Raw genomic sequence first — 18,268 nt, forward strand, 5'->3', positions numbered from 1 at the left:
ACTCCAGCCTCGCAGCCCCCCGCCTCGCAGCCCCCTGACTCAAAGACGCAAGGGGCGCGGGGACCCGCGGACCGGCTGTCCTTGGGTCTATCAGCTGCCGTCGCCGGAATGGCCGGATGGCCTTGGTGGCTGCAGGTTACCTTGATATTTGTGGTGGCCCGGCTGGTCAGTGCCTGCATTTTCATGGCGGCAGCCATTCACCAAGGAACCAACCCGTGGTTCCCGCCCGCTCCGGATTACTGGAACTTCATCACTATCTGGGATGGACGCTGGTATCAGGAAGCGGCTGATAAGGGCTATCCCTCGGTCCTGCCCGTGGACGCGAACGGCGTCGTTCAGCAAAACGCATGGGCGTTCTATGCACTCTTTCCCTTTCTGGCCCGGGGTCTCGTGGCAGCCACCGGGATAGGAACCCTCCCGGCGCTCACCATCATCGCCATGGTGGCGGGTGTGGGCGCCGCTTTGGTGATTTACAAGCTCTTCCGCGAGTTCGCAGGTAAGCGCGCGGCGCTGTGGGGTGTCGTCTTCGTTTCCACTTTTCCGGTGTCCCCGATCCTTCAGGTCCCGTATGCCGAGTCCTTAAACCTGCTGCTGTTGTCCGGTGCGTTGTTGCTGGTGGTCCGCGGCCGATATCTGGCGGCAATTCCGGTAGTGCTTCTCATGTGTCTTTCCAGGCCCACGGGAGTCCCGTTTGCCGCCATGGTGGGATTGCTGTTGCTCTGGCGTCTGTGGCAGCGCTTCAGGCCTTCGGGGACGCTGTCAGCCCCCGCGTCAGGCGGTGACGACGCGACGTCGGTGCGCAGCTTGCTCTCGCTGGGGGCGATGGTGCTTGCGGCGGGCATTGGAGCTCTCGCGTGGCCAGCCATTGCCTGGGCAACCACCGGTGAACTCACTGCCTACACACGCACGGAAACAGCGTGGCGGGGGCACGATCTTGTGCCTTTCAAGCCGTGGTTCGACACGGGTCGGATGCTGTTCGGTCCTGTGTTGGGCGTGATGGCCCCGTTCGTCTTCACGGCGCTTTTCGTGCTGGTCATGATATCCAGGCCGGTCAGGGCGCTGGGAACCGTGTTGCGGCTTTGGTGCGCTTGTTACATGGGCTACCTGCTGGTCTTCCTTCACCCCCAGACCAGTACCTTCAGAATGCTGCTGCCGCTTTTTCCCCTGGCCTTGGCGGTGGCGTTGCTCTCCAAATCCAAAGCGTACCGGGGGACGGTCGTGGTGATGTTCGTCCTCCTCCAGATCGTCTGGGTGGTGTGGCTGTGGGCGTGGGCTCCGCTCCCCGGCGGCGGGGACTATCCGCCCTGACGTGGACGTTTGCCGCGCCGGCGGAGTATGTACAAAGTCCGGACAAATGCGCGTTTGATTAGCTACGGACAGGTAATTACGGGATAATGGACCAAGAGCAAGGACAAAGCACCGAAAAGTGCCCGGCCAAGGCGGCCTCCCAAGCGGTGCCGCCGGCTGCAATTGCGACGCGGAACCAGCCCGGCCGGGTTGGCGTGACTTGGGACAAATGGAGGGGATTTTCCTAATGGCGGCTATGAAACCACGTACCGGCGACGGCCCTATGGAAGTTACCAAAGAGGGACGCAGCTTGATCATGCGTGTGCCGCTCGAAGGCGGAGGACGACTCGTTGTCGAACTCAACGCTGCGGAAGCGGCCAACCTCAAGGAATGCCTCGTAGGCGTTACTGAATAGGCATTTGGATAGATTTACAAAGCAGGGCCCGGAAAACCGGGGCCCTGCTTTTGTTTAACCTGCTTTCCCTGATGCTGGCAGGCACCCTACTTCTTGACGGCCACCAGAAGGCCGTCGCCCGTCGGCAGCATCGCCGACGCCAACCGGTCGTCGTCGCGGATGGCCTTCACAATCTGACGCAGAACCACCGTGGTTGCCTCACGCGCTGCCGGGTTGGCGACGCGGTCCTTGTCCAAAGCATCGTTGATCACCAGGGTGCCACCTGATTTCAGGAGGCGGATTGCCTGTTCCACGTATTTGGGGAAGTTGGGCTTGTCGGCATCGATGAACACGAGGTCGTACGCGGAGTCGGTCAGTCGTGGCAACACATCCGCCGCGCGGCCTGAAATGGTGCGGGTACGGTTGGCAGGGCTACCGGACTCAAGGAATGCTTCCCTGGCGGCCTTCAAATGCTCGACGTCCACATCGATGGTGGTCAGCACGGCATGGGGGCTGAGGCCACGCAGCAGGCAAACCCCGGACACTCCTGCCCCGGAGCCAACTTCCACCACTGTCTGCGCTTTGGACGCCGCGGCAAGCACTGTCAGCACCGCACCCACACCGGGGCTGATGGGGGTAACACCCAGCTCAAAGGACCGCTCACGGGCGCGCAACAACACGTCATCCTCAGCCGGCAGATCTTCTGCGTAGGACCAGCTGCTTGACTTGTCGGCACTCATGAAGGGGTTCGCTTTCCGCGGGAAGGGGTGTTTGTACCAAGACTACTGTGTCCGCACGGGTAAACCCGCTGAAGGGATGCTCCCTGGGGCTGTGTCCATGGCCGTTTTCAGCCTTGCGGAGAAATCGCCGTCCAGTCAGGAAATTCCCAGACAAACTTGGGATGATAATGCTCCGGTCATCCATGAGGTGGGCGGCACCGAAAGTTCGGTGAACCACAGTTTGAGGGGAGTGGACGATGCCGGCATCGCATGCTGCGCCAGTCCAAACAGCGGAAAGCCTGGAGGCCGTTACTGACTGGGTCATGCCCAGCTGGGAGGAAGTGGTGTCAAACCACTCCGCCAAGGTATATCGCCTCGCCTATCGCCTGACCGGCAACAAGTACGACGCCGAAGACCTCACCCAGGAAGTTTTTGTCAGGGTGTTCCGTTCCCTGGAAAACTTCAAACCCGGAACCTTGGATGGCTGGTTGCACCGCATCACCACCAACCTGTTCCTGGACGGGGCACGGCGCAGGAGCAGGATCCGCTTCGATGCGCTCGCCGAAGATGCCGAATCCCGTTTGCCGGGCCGTGAACCCGGACCTGAGCAGAGCTTCGAGCACAATAACCTTGACCTCGACGTCCAGCGCGCTTTGGAAGAACTCCCGCCGGACTTCCGCGCCGCCGTGGTGCTGTGTGATCTTGAAGGTCTTTCCTATGATGAAGTCGCCGAGGCGCTCGGTGTGAAACTGGGAACTGTCAGGTCCCGAATCCACCGCGGGCGGACCATGCTCCGGGAGAAACTGGCCCACCGCGATCCCCGCCCGGCAGAGGCGCGCAAGCCGCGGTTGAAGATGCCCCGCATCGCCAGCATTCTTTAGGTTGTCGATGCTTCGACGTCCCCTTCGTCCGGGAGCCCCGCCCCGGCGCACCTTGGCTTCGCTGCGCCATACTCGCAGCACGGAACACCTGCAGCACTGCGCTGAATGCCGCATGGCCCTCCGCCGCGAACGGCAGTACATTGAGCGCCTTCGTGGCGCGGCCGTACCTGAAGCCAGCCAGGACCTTGCCGCGCGACTGATCCAGCACACGGAACGCCTGGCGAACGATCCTGGACCGGCTGGCTCGACGCCGCACTTCCCACCGCTGCGAAATTCGTACCGTCGTTTCCCGGGCCTTCGTATGGCAGGCATTGCTGCGAGCACCCTGATGGTCAGTGCGGGTGCACTGGCTGTGTCTGCCTACGTGATCGCCGGCGATGCCGAGCCGCAAGTCCTAACAAGCAGCGCCAGCGGGTTTGCCGGTGCCTGGACGGGCAGCCCCGGCGATGCCATGGTGGGACCTGCGTTCCGAGCCGGGAGCACCGTCAGTTTGAGCCCTGACCAGTTGGATTCACTTCGGGCAGAAGGTTGGGCGTGCCCTGAGCTGTCAGCAATGGGCTTCCACGTTGTATCCGCCCAAGCAACCAAGCACAACGGCAACCCTGCTGTAGAGATCCGGCTGGAAAACAACGGTCACTTTGCCACCATCGTGGAGGAACACTTGCCTGCGAACCGAGAACCGGGGCAATCTACATCCGCGCAGCTCTCACTCACGCAGGGAACCCCATGGAAAGCTGTCTACACCATGCCTGCAGCCGTTATCAGTTACGCCTCCGACCTTCCGGCGGACACTGCGGACGATGCTGTCCCTGAAATCGTCCGCGCGGGGGAGTCCATGTCCATGGCTCCTGCACCGGAAGATCAGGAGCCGTGGTACAAAAGGGTGCTGCGAGGCGTGCAAACCCTACTCCGTCCTGCCGGTTTAGGAGCGGCACCAGAGACAAGGTAATCTTCGTTACGTGCTTGGAATCAATGGCCCGGAGTTCATACTTCTTCTGATTATCGGCGTACTCGTCATCGGTCCCAGCCGTTTGCCCGAATACACTCAAAAGCTGGCCAACCTGGTTAAGGAAGTGCGTCGGATGGCATCCGGCGCCCGCGAGCAGATCAAAGAGGAAGTCGGCATCGACATCGATGAGGTCGATTGGAAGAAGTACGATCCTCGTCAGTACGATCCCCGGCGCATCATCAAGGATGCGCTTCTTGATGACGAGAAACCTGTCAGTGCCGGAGCGCCCGTTGCTGCCGCTGCCGTAGACGTTAAACCCAAGACCCCGGTGCGGGTCATTGAGCGGCTGGCCGAGGGCGAAGCCGCCCCCTTCGATTCCGAAGCGACCTGAGCCGAACTAGAAGCAAGCTCTGCCGAGGTCCGTCGGCCCAGGCCTCGTGACTTAGCGGGGCTGGATCCCCAACGGCATGCCGGACAGCCCGCGGGGCCGCGTGGCCAAAGAGGCAGCAATACCCTCCAGCGCTTTCGCGGCAGCCGTCTCTGGTGCTGCCAGAACCACAGGCTTCCCGGCGTCGCCACCCTCCCGCAATCGGATGTCCAGCGGAATCTGGCCGAGGAGCGGAACGCTGGCGCCCACGGCAGAGCTCAACCGCTCAGCCAGGATGGCGCCCCCGCCGCTTCCGAACAATTCCATGCGTTCGCCGTCGGGCATTTCCAGGTAGGACATGTTCTCGATAATGCCTGCCACCTTCTGTCCGGTCTGGGTGGCGATGGTGCCGGCTCGTTCGGCCACATCAGCGGCAGCTGCCTGCGGGGTGGTCACTACCAGAATCTCTGCGTTGGGTAGAAGCTGCGCCACCGAGATCGCGATGTCCCCCGTGCCGGGAGGCAGATCCAGGAAGAGGGCATCGAGGTCGCCGAAGTAGACATCGGTCAGGAATTGTTCAAGGGCCCTGTGCAGCATGGGGCCGCGCCATGCCACTGGCTGGTTGCCGTCAACGAACATGCCAATGGAAATGACCTTGACGCCGTAGGCCACGGGCGGAAGGATCATGTCGTCCACCTGCGTGGGTTTTTGGGTGATCCCCATCAGCCCGGGCACGGAAAAGCCGTGCACGTCGGCGTCCACGATGCCCACACGGAGGCCTTGGGCGGCCAGTGCGCAGGCCAGATTAACAGTGACAGAGGATTTGCCTACACCGCCTTTTCCGCTGGCCACGGCGTACACCTTGGTCAGGGAACCGGGTTTAGTGAAGGGTATGCCGCGTTGTCCGGCTGGTCCGCGGAGCTGTTCCTTGAGGGCTTCACGCTGTGCCGGCGTCATGACCTTCAGCTCCACGTCTACACCGGTGACGCCTTCCACGTGGAGGAGGGCGTCTGTAGCGTCCTTGGTAATTGTTTCCCGCAGGGGGCACCCGGCGATGGTCAGCAGAACAGCCACATGCACGGTGCCGTCATCATTGGCCGATACCGATTCCACCATGCCAAGTTCGGTAATGGGGCGCCGTAGCTCGGGATCAATGACGGTTGCCAAGGCAGCATTCAGTGCCTCGACCGATGCGATGCTCATATGGTCAGGCTCGGCTTTCAGGGTTTTCAGGCGATGGTTTGGTGGTTGAATGCTGCGGACCTGCGGCCCGAGGGGCGCGGACTCGGGGAATCTGCTGGGTGCGGGGCCCGCGCGATTTGTCCCGCTTGTCCTTCAGCTTCTCCTTGACCCTCTCGCCGGGTGATTCAGTGCCGTCAGCGGCGGCATCGCCCTCGCGAAGTTCCTCTTGGGCATCAATGATGTCTTCAAGCAGGCTTCGGAGTTCGGTCCGGACATAGTCACGGGTGGCCACTTCACGCAAGGCAATGCGGAGCGAGGCCAATTCCCGTGTCAGGTACTCGGTGTCGGAGAGATTGCGTTCGGCCCGCTGGCGGTCCTGCTGGAGCGAGACGCGGTCGCGGTCGTCCTGCCGGTTTTGGGCCAGCAGCAGGAGCGGCGCGGCGTAGGAGGCCTGCAGCGAAAGCATCAGCGTCAGCAGGGTGAAGCCCAGCTCCATGCGGTCGAACTGCCAGTCCGTGGGAGCGAAGGAGTTCCACGCAAGCCAGAACACACAGAAAACCGTCATGTAAACCAGGAACGTAGGCGTGCCCATGAACCGGGCGAAACCCTCCGTAGCGTTTCCAAAAGCGTCCGGGTTCGGCGAGAACTTGGGCAGGATGCGTTGACGTCCGCTCAGGGGCGTGTCGAGGCTGCTGCTTGAGCGTCCCGTGGACTTGGTGGATCGGGTGGCGTTGTTATCAGCCAATGCGGCCTCCAAGTTTCCTTATAGGGGCGTCGTCCTCGTGGGCGCGCCAGTCATCCGGCAACAGGTGATCCAGCACGTCATCAACAGTCACCGCCCCCACAAGGCGGCCGTCGTCGTCCACGACTGGAAGTGAATTCAGGTTGTACGTCGCCAGGGTCCGGGCCACTTCGGAGATGTGGGCTTGGTCCGAGAGCGGCTCCAGGTTTTTATCGACCAGGTTGCCCAGCGGTTCCGGCGGAGGGAAACGCAGGAGCTGCTGTATATGCACCACGCCCAGGAAACGACCAGTGGGGGTCTCCAAAGGGGGACGAGCGATGAAGATGGAGGAGGCCAGCGCAGGCGAGAGTTCCTCGCGTCGGACGTGGGCAAGGGCTTCAGCGACAGTGGCTTCCGGCGGAAGGATGACCGGGACAGGCGTCATGAGACCACCGGCGGTGTCTTCGTCGTATTCGAGGAGGCGGCGGACGTCCTCGGCCTCCTGGGGTTCCATGAGCTGAAGCAGCTCTTCCGCCTGGGCGGAGGGAAGCTCGGCCAGGAGGTCGGCAGCGTCGTCAGGATCCATCTCTTCGAGGACGTCAGCGGCGCGTTCGACATCCAGGGCGGAGAGGATCTCCACCTGGTCATCTTCCGGGAGTTCCTGGAGGACATCTGCCAGGCGTTCATCCTGAAGCTCACTGGCCACTTCAAAACGCCGTTTGTCGCTCATTTCCTGCAGTGCTTCAGCGAAGTCGGCAGGTTTGAGGTCTTCGTGGGTGGCAACGAACTGCGTTGCGGCCTGTGGCTCGTTGTGGCCGCCGGTCTGGGCGTCGGCCCAGTCGATGATCAGTGTCTCGTTGCGGCGGAGCCTGCCGAAGGGCGAGAGAGAATGGCCACGACGGACGAACAGCTTGCTGACAAACCAGTCCTTGGACCTGTGCTGGTCCATGGCGATGTCCTCGATCGTTGCGTCTCCACTGCCATCGGCCAGCGTCACGCGGCGGTCGAACATCTCAGCCACCACCAGAGTTTCGGCACCGCGCTGCTCGAAGCGCCGCAAGTTCACCAGTCCGGTGCAGATAATTTGCGTCTGGTCGATGGACGTAATCCGCGTCATGGGAACGAAGACCCGCTTCTTGCCCGGAACTTCAACCACGATGCCCACCACATGGGGAGCGCCACGGGTGCCGCGGGAGAGCACCACGACGTCGCGCAACCGGCCAAGACGATCGCCCAGGGGGTCGAAGACGTCCAAGCCGAGCAAGCGCGCGACAAAGACGCGTGAGGGATGTGTGCTCATATTTACAGGCTACCGAGTCTGCTCTCTTTTAGCTGAATTCCAGCCGCTACACATGTCCATGAGACACAATGGGGCTATGTCAAACATTTTTGGTGGTCCCAAAGCCGTTGAGGAGTCCCGCAGCGTCCCCCAAGGGGACACCGTAGGCTCGTACACCTCGTATTTGGACGCCCAGAAGGCGGTGGACTACTTGGCGGATCAGCAGTTCCCTGTTCAGCTGGTGTCGATCGTGGGCAATGACCTCAAAATGGTGGAGCGGGTGACCGGCCGCCTGAGTTACCCGAGGGTGGCACTGTCCGGTGCCCTCAGCGGCATGTGGTTCGGCCTGTTCGTCGGCGTCATGCTGTCCTTCTTCACTCCGGCCGGGGGTCCGTTCTCTATCATCACCTCAGTTCTGATGGGTGCGGCTTTCTTCATGCTGTTCGGCATCGTCACTTATGCCACGCAACGCGGAAAGCGTGACTTCACCTCCACCAGCCAGGTGGTGGCCACTAATTACGACGTCATTGTTGCAGTGGAGGCAGCCCAGGAGGCCCGCCGACTGCTCCATCAGCTGCCGATGAACCCGTCCCAGGCTGCTACGCCGCAGGCCAGCGGCTACAACCAGCCAAGCGCGCCCTTCCAGCAGCCCGGTCAGGCGCCTGAGCGGCCCACCACGTGGAATGATCCCTATGGCCAGCGCGCCCCCGAGCCCAGTGGCTCAAGTGCCCCGGAGGGACAGAACGCAGCCCCGGCGAACCAGCCGGCACCATCCCCCGCGCCGGCAGCTGTTCGGTACCCCGACCTCCCGGACGGACGTCCGCAATACGGTGTTCGGGTAAGCGACGGACAGGCTCCTGCACGGAATCATGAACAAAACGCGCCGCAGGAAGATTCACAGCAGTCCAGCTCCGAGGATTCTTCCAAGCAGTAGACGCCTCCGCAGGACAATAATTTTCCTCAGTACAGATTTTCCTCACGAAAAAGGGAAGGCCACCGGATCCCCGGTGGCCTTCCCTTTTGTTCTGTTGAGTCCCTGGGTTATTCCAGGGGCCTGGTTAGCCCTGGGCTTCCTGGTAGATGCCTGCCATCCAGGACTCGACGTCGTCGGCCTTGCGCGGCAGCGCGGCGCTGAGGTTGACGGGTCCGTCGGAGGTCATGAGGATGTCGTCCTCGATGCGGACGCCGATCCCGCGGTACTCCTCGGGGATGGCGAGGTCTTCGTTCTTGAAGTACAGGCCAGGTTCGATCGTGAAGACCATGCCCTCGGTGAGGATGCCATCAAGGTAGAGCTCACGTTTTGCCTGCGCACAGTCGTGGACGTCGAGTCCCAGGTGGTGGCTGGTGCCGTGAGGCATCCAGCGACGATGCTGTTGGCCCTCGGGGGAGATTGCTTCCTCGACGGAGACGGGCAGCAGGCCCCATTCAGCCAGGCGTTCGGCCAGGACCGTAGTTGCCGCCGTGTGGATGTCCCGGAACTTCACGCCCGGTTGTGCGGCCGCGAAGCCGGCGTCTGCGGCGTCGAGTACAGCTTCATACACCTTCCGCTGGACGTCGGTGAAGGTGCCGGTGGCCGGAAGCGTGCGGGTGATGTCAGCTGTGTAGAGGGAGTCCGCTTCCACTCCGGCATCGAGGAGCAGGAGTTCGCCGGCGTTGACGGTACCGGAGTTGCGGTTCCAGTGCAGCACCGTGGCGTTGTTGCCTGACGCTGCAATGGTGTCGTAGCCGAGTTCGTTGCCTTCCTCGCGGGCTCGGGCAAAGAAGGCGCCTTCGACTACCCGCTCGCCGCGCTGATGGGTCAACGCGCGGGGGAGTGCGCGGACTACGTCAGCGAAGCCTTCCACCGTTGCAGCCACGGCAATCTTCATCTGCTCGATTTCCCACTCGTCCTTGATCAGGCGCAGTTCGGACAGTGCTTCGCTGAGCTTCTCATCCAAGGCGTCCAGTTCGCCGAGGTCAAGGTTCTCGGGGTCCTTGGCCGTGTTGTAGCGGGCGGTGTCCACTAGGGCGTCAATGTTCTCGTCTGTTTTGCGGACCAGCCGAATGGAGATGCCGCCGATTTCCGGGGCGCCAACATTCTTGGTGATCGCCATTTCGAGCTCGGAGATGTGGGCCGTGGGAAGGCCGAGACGGGCTTCGAATTCGGCCAGTGTGGGGCGCGCACCTATCCAGAACTCGCCGGCGCGCGAGTCAGCGTAGAACTGTTCGGTATCCCGGCCGGCCAACGGGCGGAAGTAGAGCGTGGCAGTGTGGTGACCGCCGTCGTCGCCCTTTCCTTCGGCTACGGGCTCGAGGATCAGTACGGCGTCGGGCTCGTGGTCCAGCCCCAGCCCCGTGAGGTGGGCGAACCCGGAGTGGGGGCGGAAGCGGTAGTCGCAGTCGTTGGATCGGACCTTCAGCGGACCGGCCGGGATGACTAGACGTTCGCCTTTGAACTGTTCGGAAATAGTACGACGCCGGCGTGCGGCGTGGTCTGCAACGGCGTCACGCGCAGGGGTCACCTGCGGGGCGGGCGCCCAATTGCTGGCCATGAATGCCTTGAAGGCATCTGACGTGGGCCTTTGCGAGCGGTTGTTGACACGCTCCTGCAGTGGCTGGGAGGACGAGTTCTGGGTGTTTTCGGCATCGTTCACCGTTACATCGTCCCACCAGTTAGGTGAGGAGGCCAACGGCGCAACCCGCCAAGCGGGCCCGCATCCCATAGGCTGGGAAAGTGAGGATAGACCTGCATGCGCACTCGAATGTTTCCGATGGAACCGAGACACCGGCCGGGGTGATCATTTCCGCCGTCTCGGCCGGTCTGGATGCCGTGGCCCTGACAGACCACGATTCCACAGATGGCTGGGAGCCTGCCGCTGCCGCCGCACGGGAGCATGGCATTGCATTCGTACCCGGGATGGAGATCTCCTGCCGTACGGAGCAGGGAATCAGCGTCCACTTGCTCAGTTACCTCCACGACCCCGCCCATGCCGGCCTGCTGGAGGAAATTACCAAGTCCAAGGATGCCCGGCTCACCCGTGCCGAGCATATGGTCACTTTGCTGTCCGAGGATTATCCATTGACCTGGGACGACGTGATCCACCATGTTGCACCCGGTGCCACGGTGGGCCGCCCCCACATTGCCGATGCTTTGGTGGCCGCCGGCGTGGTGGCGGATCGAACGGAAGCGTTCACTTCCATCCTCACCTCCCACTCGCGGTATTTCGTGCAGCACTATGCGCCCAACCCGGCTTTCGCCGTCGAGCTTGTCCGCGCGGCTGGCGGCGTGCCTGTCTTCGCCCATCCGGTGGCTTCATCGAGAGGACGGATCGTGGGGGAGCGTACTTACCGGGACATGATTGATGCCGGACTGTTGGGACTTGAGGTTGAACACCGGGACAACCCGGAGGAGGGCCGCGCTTTCCTCCGTGGCCTGGCGGTCGAACACGGCTTGCTCATGACAGGATCTTCCGACTATCACGGGGCAGGAAAACCCAATCTCTTGGGCGAGAACACCACCCCGCCCGATGTCTTGTCCAGGATCGAGGAGCTGGCAACGGGCAGCACGGTCATCCGGTGATGCACGGGCATTCCGTGAGAGGAGTCCGCTGATGGACCTGCAGCTGCTGGCCTCCGTGATCATCACGTTGTTCGTGATCATGGATCCGCCGGGTACAGTCCCGATATTCATGTCCTTGACGGCCCAAATGTCCGCCAAGGACCGGAATCGTTCCGCGTTCCAAGCCCTCTTGGTGGCCACAGGTGTGATCGTGGTGTTCGCGATCTTCGGCCAGTCGATTCTCAACTACATGCACATCTCGCTGGCGGCGTTGCAGGGTGCCGGTGGCCTGCTCCTGGTGCTGATCGCGCTGCAGCTGCTCACAGGCTCCACCAGCGGCGAGGAAAACGCCGCCAAGTACAAGAACGTGGCGTTCGTGCCGCTGGGCACACCGCTCATGGCCGGGCCGGGCGCGATTGTTGCCGTCATGGTGTTCGTGCAGCAGTCCAGCCAGCTCGCGGAGTATCTGGCGGTGGGTCTGGGCATCGCTGTGGTGCTTGGCTCGTTGTACCTGGCGATGCGCTTCGCGGGCGTCGTTCAGCGGGTCCTCGGTGAAAACGGTGTGGAGCTGGTGACGCGGATCGCCGGCCTGCTGCTCTCAGCCATTGCCGTGCAGATGATCGCGGACGCCGTTCAGGCTTTCGTGAAAGGTGCTGCCTGATCCTGGCTGGTGTCCGGCAAGGAACCGCTCCGGCGGAACTCTGCCTTGTTGCCCAGCCTTTTCCGCATGACGTCGATGGCTTGCTCGTTCTGGTCGACGCACACAAAGTTGCGGCCCAACTTGGCTGCCACAGCTCCGAGGGTCCCTGAACCAGCGAAGAAATCGAGGCACCAATCGCCCTCACGGCTTGATGCGGAGACAATCCTGCGTACCAGGCCCTCGGGCTTTTGGGTGGGGTAACCGGTCTTCTCGCGGCCGGTAGGCGAGACGATGGTGTGCCACCAGACATCCGTGGGCAGCTTGCCGAGCTCACGTTTGGCGGGGGTGACCAGGCCAGGTGCCATGTACGGTTCCCGGTCCACTTCGGCGTTGTCGAAGTGATACTTGGTGGGGTTCTTGACGTACACCAGAATGTTGTCGTGCTTGGTGGGCCAGCGGTTTTTGGCGCGGGCGCCGTAATCGTAGGCCCAGATGATCTCGTTAAGGAAGCATTCCCGGCCGAAGATGGAGTCCAGCATCACCTTGGCGTAGTGGACTTCCCGGTAATCCAAATGCAGATACAGGGTGCCGTCGTCGGCCAGCAGCCGCCAAGCCTCCACGAGCTTGGGCTCCAGGAAGGACCAGTAGTCGCTGAAGGCGTCGTCGTAGCTGTGCAGGGCGCCCTTGATGGTGTCGTAAGAGCGGCCTTTGAAGCCGACGCGGTCGCCGTCGCCGTCCGCGTTGCGGACCATGCGGGTTTCCTGGCGGCGTTGGACCCGGCCCGTGTTGAAGGGCGGGTCCACGTAGATGAGTGTGAAGGCGCCGTCCGGCAGCGTAGGGAGGAATTCCGCGTTGTCCGCGTGCACCACCAAGTTGCCGCCGTCCGGCGCCCAAACAGATTCAGTCATTGAGGTTTTTAGGCCTCGGTGCTACCGGACTGGGCAGCTGCGGTCTCACCGGAAACCACTTCGCCGTTGCGGCGGCGCGTGCGGGTCCGGCGCGTGCGGGCCGGCTTTTCTGCGTTGTCTGCGGTGGCAGTGCGGGTTTCCGATGCACCGGCAGCGGGGGCTGTCTCACCATCAGAGGTACGACGGCGGCGCGTACGGTTGCGGCCACCCTCGCCCTTGGATCCGCTGGACTCGGCGTCGCCGGACCTACCGGAGCGTCCACGACCGCCATCACGACCGCCGTCGCGCTTGCCGTCACGTCCGCCATCGCGGCCTGAGCCGCCGGAGCGTGCATTCTTCTTGCCGGTTTCGCCGAGGTCCTCGAGGACTTCGGCGTCAACGCCGGCGAGGACGCGCTTGTTGCGCGGCAGACGACCCTTGGTGCCCTCGGGAATGTCCAGATCCGTGTACAGGTGCGGCGATGAGGAGTAGGTTTCAACGGGCTCGGGGACACTGAGTCCCAGGGCTTTGTTGATCAGGCCCCAGCGAGGCATGTCGTCCCAGTCAACAAACGTGACGGCGGTGCCCTTGTTGCCGGCGCGGCCCGTACGTCCAACGCGGTGCAGGTAGATCTTTTCGTCCTCCACGCACTGGTAGTTGATGACGTGGGTAACGTCATCGACGTCGATGCCGCGGGCTGCGACGTCGGTGGCCACCAGGACGTCAACCTTGTTGTTGCGGAACGCGCGGAGGGCCTGTTCACGGGCGCCTTGGCCGAGGTCGCCGTGAATGGCTGCAGCCGCGAAGCCGCGGTCCACGAGTTCCTCGGCAACCTTTGCGGCGGTGCGCTTGGTCTTGGTGAAGATGATGGTTCGGCCACGTCCGCGGGCCTGCAGGATGCGGGCCACAACCTCGGTCTTGTCCATGCTGTGCGCGCGGTAGATGAGCTGGCGGATGTCGCGCTTGGTCAGGCCTTCATCATTGGGGTCGGCTGCCCGGATATGGGTGGGCTGCGTCATGTAACGGCGAGCCATCGCGATCACGGGGCCGGGCATGGTTGCCGAGAAGAGGAGGGTCTGGCGGACTGCGGGGGTGCCGGCAATCAGGGTTTCCACGTCCGGGAGGAAGCCAAGGTCCAGCATTTCGTCGGCCTCGTCAAGGATGACCATTTTGACGTTCTTGAGGCTGAGGTGCTTTTGCTTGTAAAGGTCGATCAACCGGCCGGGGGTGCCGACAACGATTTCCACGCCCTTCTGCAGGGCATCAATCTGGGGTTCGTAGGCACGGCCGCCGTAGATGGTGGCGATGCGGGCGTTGCGCTTGCGTGACGCGGCCTGGAGGTCGTTGGCTACCTGCACGGCAAGCTCACGCGTGGGGACGATGACCAGGGCCTGCGGTGCGCCCGGGACAGCGAGCTTGGCGTATCCTGCATCATCCCTCCCGGCGACGCGCTGGAGGGCGGGGATGCCGAAGCCCAGCGTTTTTCCGGTACCGGTTTTGGCTTGGCCGATGATGTCGTGGCCGCTCAAGGCGACCGGCAGGGTCATGGCCTGGATCGGGAACGGGTGTGTGATTCCGGCGTCGGCCAAAGACTCAACGATGTCGGCGCGGACGTTGAAATCAGCGAACGACTTCTCTTCGATCTCGTGGGGCGTCTCATCCGAGATGATCGTTTCCTCGGGTTCGATGGATTCGGTTCCGGTGGAGTCCGTCAGGACTTCGTGGGTATGCAATTCACTCACAGGGAGTTTCCTTATTCATTTAGGCATTGGCGCTGCATGCTCAACGGGGCGGTAGAGCCGTACCGGAGCACGAACGGGCGCGCAAGCAAATCCAGTGGAAGCCGATCGCGGGCTATCTAAGTACTGGCACTGGTGACCAGTTGGTACATCTCAAGATCGCGTAGGGGCGGGCTTGTTGAGTTCAAAAATTAACTGAATCAACGACCGGGCATCCATTACTACACGCCCAGTCTATCCTCTGAGGGCCGGAAAGCCCGGATCGCCGCATGAACGCCGGTCAGGGCAGCAGCTCGAACCTGATTTCCCGGCTGGCAATGTCGGCCTTGAGCAACCGCACCCGGACTGTGGTTCCGGACTCCATTTCTCCGTCACACCGGGCGGTAACCGCGGGGTCTGCTATCTGTATGACGCCGAAGGGCCCGTTGCCGTTGCTGCTGCCGTTGCCGTTCTTTGAGCTGGATCCGTTGGAGGGTTTGGATCCGGAAATGACGACGGCGTCGAATTCCTGGCCGATGTGATTGGCCACCAAGGCTGCTTCCACGGTGTCCAGTGCGGCGCGCTCAAGGCGTCCGGCCAATTGGTCTGAGGAGGCCATGATCTCCGGCAGCGAGGGGAGTGCTTCCCGGGCCCATTGCGGGATGTCGTGGTTGTTGCTGAGTGCTTCGCAGATCACCAAGACAAAGCGATCGATGAGCCGCCGCAGGGGTGCGGTGGTGTGCGCATACGGAGCCCCGATGGCTGCTTGGATGACCTCCGCGGGCACCTCACCGTCAAAGGGTGTGTAACCGGCGCCCCTGAACAACATGCCGGCAGAGTGCAGGATGGCCAACTGTTTGGGATCGGACGCGTCCAAGGTCCGCAAATATTCGCCATAGGATACTTGGCCGTCCCAGGGCTTTCCGAGTGCAGAAGTCTGGCGCTTGAAATGGAGCAGCGACCGATCGTCAGGTGCCGGCATGGTGCGCAGTATCCCCACTTTGCCATCAAGCATCATCTGAGCTGCGGCCATGCCGGTCATGAGGGATATCTGCGCGTTCCAGTCCTCAACCGGCAGCGACGGCGCAGCAACGATCCTGTACCCGCCGCCGTCGGTGGCTTGAACTATTTCCTGTTCCGGCATGTTCAGGCTTGCGCCCCCGCGTTGCCGCTCCAGCTCAACGCGTTTGAGCCCTACTTCTTTGAGGAGCTGAAGAACGGGTGGGGCTGTACCGTCGTCGAGTTGCTGTTGAGCGCCCTTGTAGCTCAGTTTGGCCCTGCTGCGCACGGCAGCCCGGGCAACGGTGACCGTCTGAACTTCGGCTTTGGCATCCAAGTCAAAACGCCACACGAAAGCACTGCAATCCTGATTGGCAAGCAGGCTGCCGGCGTTCTCGCTGATAACTTCCGGATGCAACGGGATCCGCCCGTCAGGAGCGTAGAAGGTTTGTCCGCGTTGACGCGTTTCTGCGTCCAACGCCCCACCCGGAGCCACGAAAGACGGAACATCGGCGATTGCGTAGAGGACCGTGTAACCGTTACCGGTGCGGTCGATGAACAGGGCCTGGTCCAGGTCGGTGGATGTCGCCGGATCGATAGTCACAAACGCTATGTCCCGCAGGTCCTGTTCCGGAAGCTCGAGGGCGTCTACGGCCTGCTGTGCTTCTTCCACAGCGTCTGCAGGGTATTCACCGGGGAGTTCCAGCTCTGTCCTGAGAGCGGCAAGGGCCGCGGCGAGCTGGTCCGATGAGTCGTCGACGTTGGGTGCTATCCGATGATGTGACACGAAATTCAGGTTAGCCCGAAATGGGCCGATAGTCTTGGACGCGCTAGCGAAGGAACCCGCCGTCCATGAGGGACGGCGGGTTCCTTCTTTGAGCGCGTAAGCCTGTCCGGGTGGGTTATTGACCGGCCGGAGGTGTCAGCGTGAAGGTTGCGGCCTCATCGCCATAGACATCAGTGACCACGATCTTGGTGGGGCCGTTCTTGATGTCGAACGCGATCACTCCCTGTTTGACCTCCCCCGTGGCGACGCTCCCCATCGGCAGGCTGCCCAGGTCCTCAGTGAGGAACAGCAACTCACCTTCTTTTCCGTCAGCGTCGAAGGCCTGGAAGTTCGTTGAGGAAGCGAAGCTTGTCCCCGTCAGCGTCTCCCAGGACACCTCCACCACGAGGAACCCCCCGTTGGCGGGTTTCATGTACGACATCGAGGGGATTTCGTTGGTGTAAAGAGAATCGACCACGCCCACCTTTACCTTGGTGCTGTCATCAACATCCACGGTGAAGGAGTTCGCCTCGTTGGCAGTGCCAGGCGAGGGCACCAGGGGCCCTTGACTGGCGGAAGGGAGCGGTGCAGCAGGTGTGGTTCGTCCCTGCTGGACTGCAGCGGCGAAGAGGGTGAAAGACAGCACAGTGGACACAATTCCCACGATCACACCAGCGAACCAGACGACGATGGTGATGATCCACGCCTTCTTCTTGTTCTCCAGGTAGCCTGCCAGCGGCCTGCCCTCTTTGTCCCGGGCGTTTCCTGTCAAGGTGATGATGAGGTCCACAATGGACCAGATGCCGAAGCCGCCGGCAGTGAGCAGCTTCGCGATTCCGGTACCAATCTTGCCCAGATAGAAGCGGTCCACACCCAAGCCACCCAGAAGCAGCGCCAAAATCCAGGTGGTCATGAAGGACTTGGCCGGAACCGCCCCGCCCGTAGTTCCATAAGGGCCTGAAGCCGGTCCGGGTTGGTAGCCAGGCTGTGCTCCACCTTGGAACTGGCCGCCGTAAGCATAAGGCGCGGCCGGGACCTGCGGAACTCCTGATCCGGCATCGTTTTGGGGCGCGGGCGGGTAACTCGGGTGACTCATGGAAATTCCTTCAGTGAAGTGGGTGCGAGGAGGAGGACGGGCGGTATGCAGGGCACATGGCAGTCAACTCACGTCGAGCCAGCCTAGTAGGAACGAGGCCGGAAGCAGAACGCAAACCCCGGGAATCTCATGCCCGGCCAGGGATAGGCTGGGTTCATGGGCATATCCCCGGACGCCGCAGCCTCTGCCAGGGAACTCTCAGCGGAGTTGCTTGGAGCCATGGCCTATGGCGAGCTGTCTGCTTTCGGACGGCTCTCGCTGGACTCCCGTTATGCTCCCACCCTTCATGACAGGTCAGTGCTGGCGAAGATCGCTGTGGGTGCCTACGGCAACTTCGCGCTCCTCAGCGATCGATTGGTGGAGATGGGGGTCGACCCCGAACATGCGATGCTGCCGTTCCAGCGTTCCTTCGACCATTTCCACGAGCGCACCAAACCGGGAGACTGGTTCGAATCCGTCATGAAGGCCTATGTGATCGACACTGTGTCGTCGGACTTCTACAGGGCTGTCGCGATGTTCCTTGACCCACAAACGCAGCATTTTGTTGAACGGGTGGCTTCCCCCGATCAAGCCACTGAAGTCCTTCGGGTTCTGCTGAGGAGGGCCCTGAGTGATGACCCACGCCTGGCATCGCGCCTTGCACTGTGGGGCCGCCGCCTGGTGGGAGAGGCCTTGACGCAGGCGCAACGCGTCGGCATGGAGCACCCGCGGCTGGGCCCAACGCTGAGAAGCGGAGGGGACTCGCGTGCTGAAGTGAAACGGCTGACGACGGAACTCGCCGGGAAGCATTCCCGCCGGATGACGGGCCTTGGCCTGACAGCGTAGACGCCGGCCAGCTCAGGACC

18 protein-coding genes are annotated in these 18,268 nt (G+C 62.4%); 9 read left to right on the top strand and 9 right to left on the bottom strand.

Translation table 11 applies throughout. The annotated features are described in order from the left end of the window. Positions 1-108 precede the first annotated feature (108 nt). Positions 109-1,308: a hypothetical protein gene (locus tag MOD31_RS16365; RefSeq protein WP_250821131.1), complete on the top strand. Its 1,200-nt coding sequence runs from the start codon at positions 109-111 to the stop codon at positions 1,306-1,308. A gap of 226 nt (positions 1,309-1,534) precedes the next feature. Then, positions 1,535-1,702: a DUF3117 domain-containing protein gene (locus tag MOD31_RS16370; RefSeq protein WP_009357720.1), complete on the top strand. Its 168-nt coding sequence runs from the start codon at positions 1,535-1,537 to the stop codon at positions 1,700-1,702. Positions 1,703-1,788: 86 nt separating this feature from the next. On the opposite strand, the gene MOD31_RS16375 is transcribed toward MOD31_RS16370, so the two are convergent. Further along, positions 1,789-2,421: an O-methyltransferase gene (locus tag MOD31_RS16375; RefSeq protein ID WP_142938483.1), complete on the bottom strand. Its 633-nt coding sequence runs from the start codon at positions 2,419-2,421 to the stop codon at positions 1,789-1,791. Between the two features lie 236 nt (positions 2,422-2,657). Here MOD31_RS16375 and sigE point away from each other — a divergent pair, with 236 nt between their 5' ends. The 3 genes from sigE to MOD31_RS16390 are packed head-to-tail and all read left to right on the top strand — an operon-like array spanning position 2,658 to position 4,621. Next, the gene (gene sigE, locus MOD31_RS16380) at positions 2,658-3,281 is read left to right on the top strand and encodes an RNA polymerase sigma factor SigE (protein ID WP_142938484.1); all 624 of its coding nucleotides are present in this window, start codon (positions 2,658-2,660) and stop codon (positions 3,279-3,281) included. A gap of 7 nt (positions 3,282-3,288) precedes the next feature. Continuing rightward, positions 3,289-4,230, top strand: coding sequence for a hypothetical protein (locus MOD31_RS16385; protein ID WP_250821132.1), 942 nt, complete (start codon positions 3,289-3,291; stop codon positions 4,228-4,230). A 10-nt stretch (positions 4,231-4,240) separates the two neighbouring features. Then, positions 4,241-4,621 (top strand): Sec-independent protein translocase TatB, encoded by a 381-nt coding sequence (locus MOD31_RS16390; RefSeq protein ID WP_250821133.1) that lies wholly within the window; start codon positions 4,241-4,243, stop codon positions 4,619-4,621. 51 nt (positions 4,622-4,672) lie between these two features. On the opposite strand, the gene MOD31_RS16395 is transcribed toward MOD31_RS16390, so the two are convergent. Genes MOD31_RS16395 through MOD31_RS16405 form a run of 3 tightly spaced genes read right to left on the bottom strand, consistent with a single transcriptional unit; the run spans position 4,673 to position 7,800 of the window. Further along, entirely contained in the window at positions 4,673-5,800 is a 1,128-nt protein-coding gene (locus MOD31_RS16395) for an Mrp/NBP35 family ATP-binding protein (RefSeq protein ID WP_223940578.1), read from the bottom strand. A gap of 4 nt (positions 5,801-5,804) precedes the next feature. Beyond that, positions 5,805-6,536 carry a DUF1003 domain-containing protein gene (locus tag MOD31_RS16400; protein ID WP_142938487.1) on the bottom strand — a complete coding sequence of 244 codons (732 nt, stop codon included), beginning with the start codon at positions 6,534-6,536 and terminating at the stop codon, positions 5,805-5,807. Then, the gene (locus MOD31_RS16405) at positions 6,517-7,800 is read right to left on the bottom strand and encodes a magnesium transporter MgtE N-terminal domain-containing protein (protein WP_142938488.1); all 1,284 of its coding nucleotides are present in this window, start codon (positions 7,798-7,800) and stop codon (positions 6,517-6,519) included. Before MOD31_RS16405 ends, MOD31_RS16400 begins: the two co-directional genes overlap by 20 nt. A gap of 76 nt (positions 7,801-7,876) precedes the next feature. Between MOD31_RS16405 and MOD31_RS16410 the strand changes: the two genes are divergently transcribed. Beyond that, positions 7,877-8,713: a general stress protein gene (locus MOD31_RS16410; RefSeq protein WP_250821134.1), complete on the top strand. Its 837-nt coding sequence runs from the start codon at positions 7,877-7,879 to the stop codon at positions 8,711-8,713. A 124-nt stretch (positions 8,714-8,837) separates the two neighbouring features. Here MOD31_RS16410 and MOD31_RS16415 read toward each other — a convergent pair whose 3' ends face one another. Continuing rightward, positions 8,838-10,412, bottom strand: coding sequence for an aminopeptidase P family protein (locus tag MOD31_RS16415; protein WP_250821135.1), 1,575 nt, complete (start codon positions 10,410-10,412; stop codon positions 8,838-8,840). Between the two features lie 80 nt (positions 10,413-10,492). Between MOD31_RS16415 and MOD31_RS16420 the strand changes: the two genes are divergently transcribed. Then, a complete protein-coding gene (locus MOD31_RS16420; protein WP_250821136.1) occupies positions 10,493-11,338 on the top strand; it encodes a PHP domain-containing protein in 846 nt (281 codons plus the stop codon). A 31-nt stretch (positions 11,339-11,369) separates the two neighbouring features. After that, positions 11,370-11,978, top strand: coding sequence for a MarC family protein (locus MOD31_RS16425; protein ID WP_142938491.1), 609 nt, complete (start codon positions 11,370-11,372; stop codon positions 11,976-11,978). Here MOD31_RS16425 and MOD31_RS16430 read toward each other — a convergent pair. The 4 genes from MOD31_RS16430 to MOD31_RS16445 all read right to left on the bottom strand — a co-directional run bounded on the left by MOD31_RS16430 (position 11,951) and on the right by MOD31_RS16445 (position 17,423). After that, a complete protein-coding gene (locus MOD31_RS16430; protein WP_250821137.1) occupies positions 11,951-12,865 on the bottom strand; it encodes a site-specific DNA-methyltransferase in 915 nt (304 codons plus the stop codon). The genes MOD31_RS16425 and MOD31_RS16430 overlap by 28 nt on opposite strands. Positions 12,866-12,873: 8 nt before the next feature. Then, a complete protein-coding gene (locus tag MOD31_RS16435; protein ID WP_142938493.1) occupies positions 12,874-14,586 on the bottom strand; it encodes a DEAD/DEAH box helicase in 1,713 nt (570 codons plus the stop codon). A 277-nt stretch (positions 14,587-14,863) separates the two neighbouring features. Further along, positions 14,864-16,348, bottom strand: coding sequence for an RNB domain-containing ribonuclease (locus MOD31_RS16440; RefSeq protein ID WP_142938494.1), 1,485 nt, complete (start codon positions 16,346-16,348; stop codon positions 14,864-14,866). Between the two features lie 115 nt (positions 16,349-16,463). Beyond that, positions 16,464-17,423: a TM2 domain-containing protein gene (locus MOD31_RS16445; RefSeq protein ID WP_250821138.1), complete on the bottom strand. Its 960-nt coding sequence runs from the start codon at positions 17,421-17,423 to the stop codon at positions 16,464-16,466. Between the two features lie 156 nt (positions 17,424-17,579). Here MOD31_RS16445 and MOD31_RS16450 point away from each other — a divergent pair, with 156 nt between their 5' ends. Beyond that, positions 17,580-18,248, top strand: coding sequence for a ferritin-like fold-containing protein (locus tag MOD31_RS16450; RefSeq protein WP_166840064.1), 669 nt, complete (start codon positions 17,580-17,582; stop codon positions 18,246-18,248). The last annotated feature ends 20 nt before the right edge of the window (positions 18,249-18,268 follow it).

The sequence above is a fragment of the Paenarthrobacter sp. TYUT067 genome (assembly GCF_023656375.1).
In the GTDB taxonomy this organism is placed as follows: Bacteria; Actinomycetota; Actinomycetes; order Actinomycetales; family Micrococcaceae; genus Arthrobacter.

Bases quoted from the DNA above. Each gene is read 5' to 3' on its own strand.
- MOD31_RS16365 (WP_250821131.1), top strand. From the start codon at position 109: ATGGCCGGATGGCCTTGGTGGCTGCAGGTTACCTTGATATTTGTGGTG.
- MOD31_RS16370 (WP_009357720.1), top strand. From the start codon at position 1,535: ATGGCGGCTATGAAACCACGTACCGGCGACGGCCCTATGGAAGTTACC.
- MOD31_RS16375 (WP_142938483.1), bottom strand. From the start codon at position 2,421: ATGAGTGCCGACAAGTCAAGCAGCTGGTCCTACGCAGAAGATCTGCCG.
- sigE (WP_142938484.1), top strand. From the start codon at position 2,658: ATGCCGGCATCGCATGCTGCGCCAGTCCAAACAGCGGAAAGCCTGGAG.
- MOD31_RS16385 (WP_250821132.1), top strand. From the start codon at position 3,289: ATGCTTCGACGTCCCCTTCGTCCGGGAGCCCCGCCCCGGCGCACCTTG.
- MOD31_RS16395 (WP_223940578.1), bottom strand. From the start codon at position 5,800: ATGAGCATCGCATCGGTCGAGGCACTGAATGCTGCCTTGGCAACCGTC.
- MOD31_RS16405 (WP_142938488.1), bottom strand. From the start codon at position 7,800: ATGAGCACACATCCCTCACGCGTCTTTGTCGCGCGCTTGCTCGGCTTG.
- MOD31_RS16410 (WP_250821134.1), top strand. From the start codon at position 7,877: ATGTCAAACATTTTTGGTGGTCCCAAAGCCGTTGAGGAGTCCCGCAGC.
- MOD31_RS16425 (WP_142938491.1), top strand. From the start codon at position 11,370: ATGGACCTGCAGCTGCTGGCCTCCGTGATCATCACGTTGTTCGTGATC.
- MOD31_RS16430 (WP_250821137.1), bottom strand. From the start codon at position 12,865: ATGACTGAATCTGTTTGGGCGCCGGACGGCGGCAACTTGGTGGTGCAC.
- MOD31_RS16445 (WP_250821138.1), bottom strand. From the start codon at position 17,423: ATGAGTCACCCGAGTTACCCGCCCGCGCCCCAAAACGATGCCGGATCA.
- MOD31_RS16450 (WP_166840064.1), top strand. From the start codon at position 17,580: ATGGGCATATCCCCGGACGCCGCAGCCTCTGCCAGGGAACTCTCAGCG.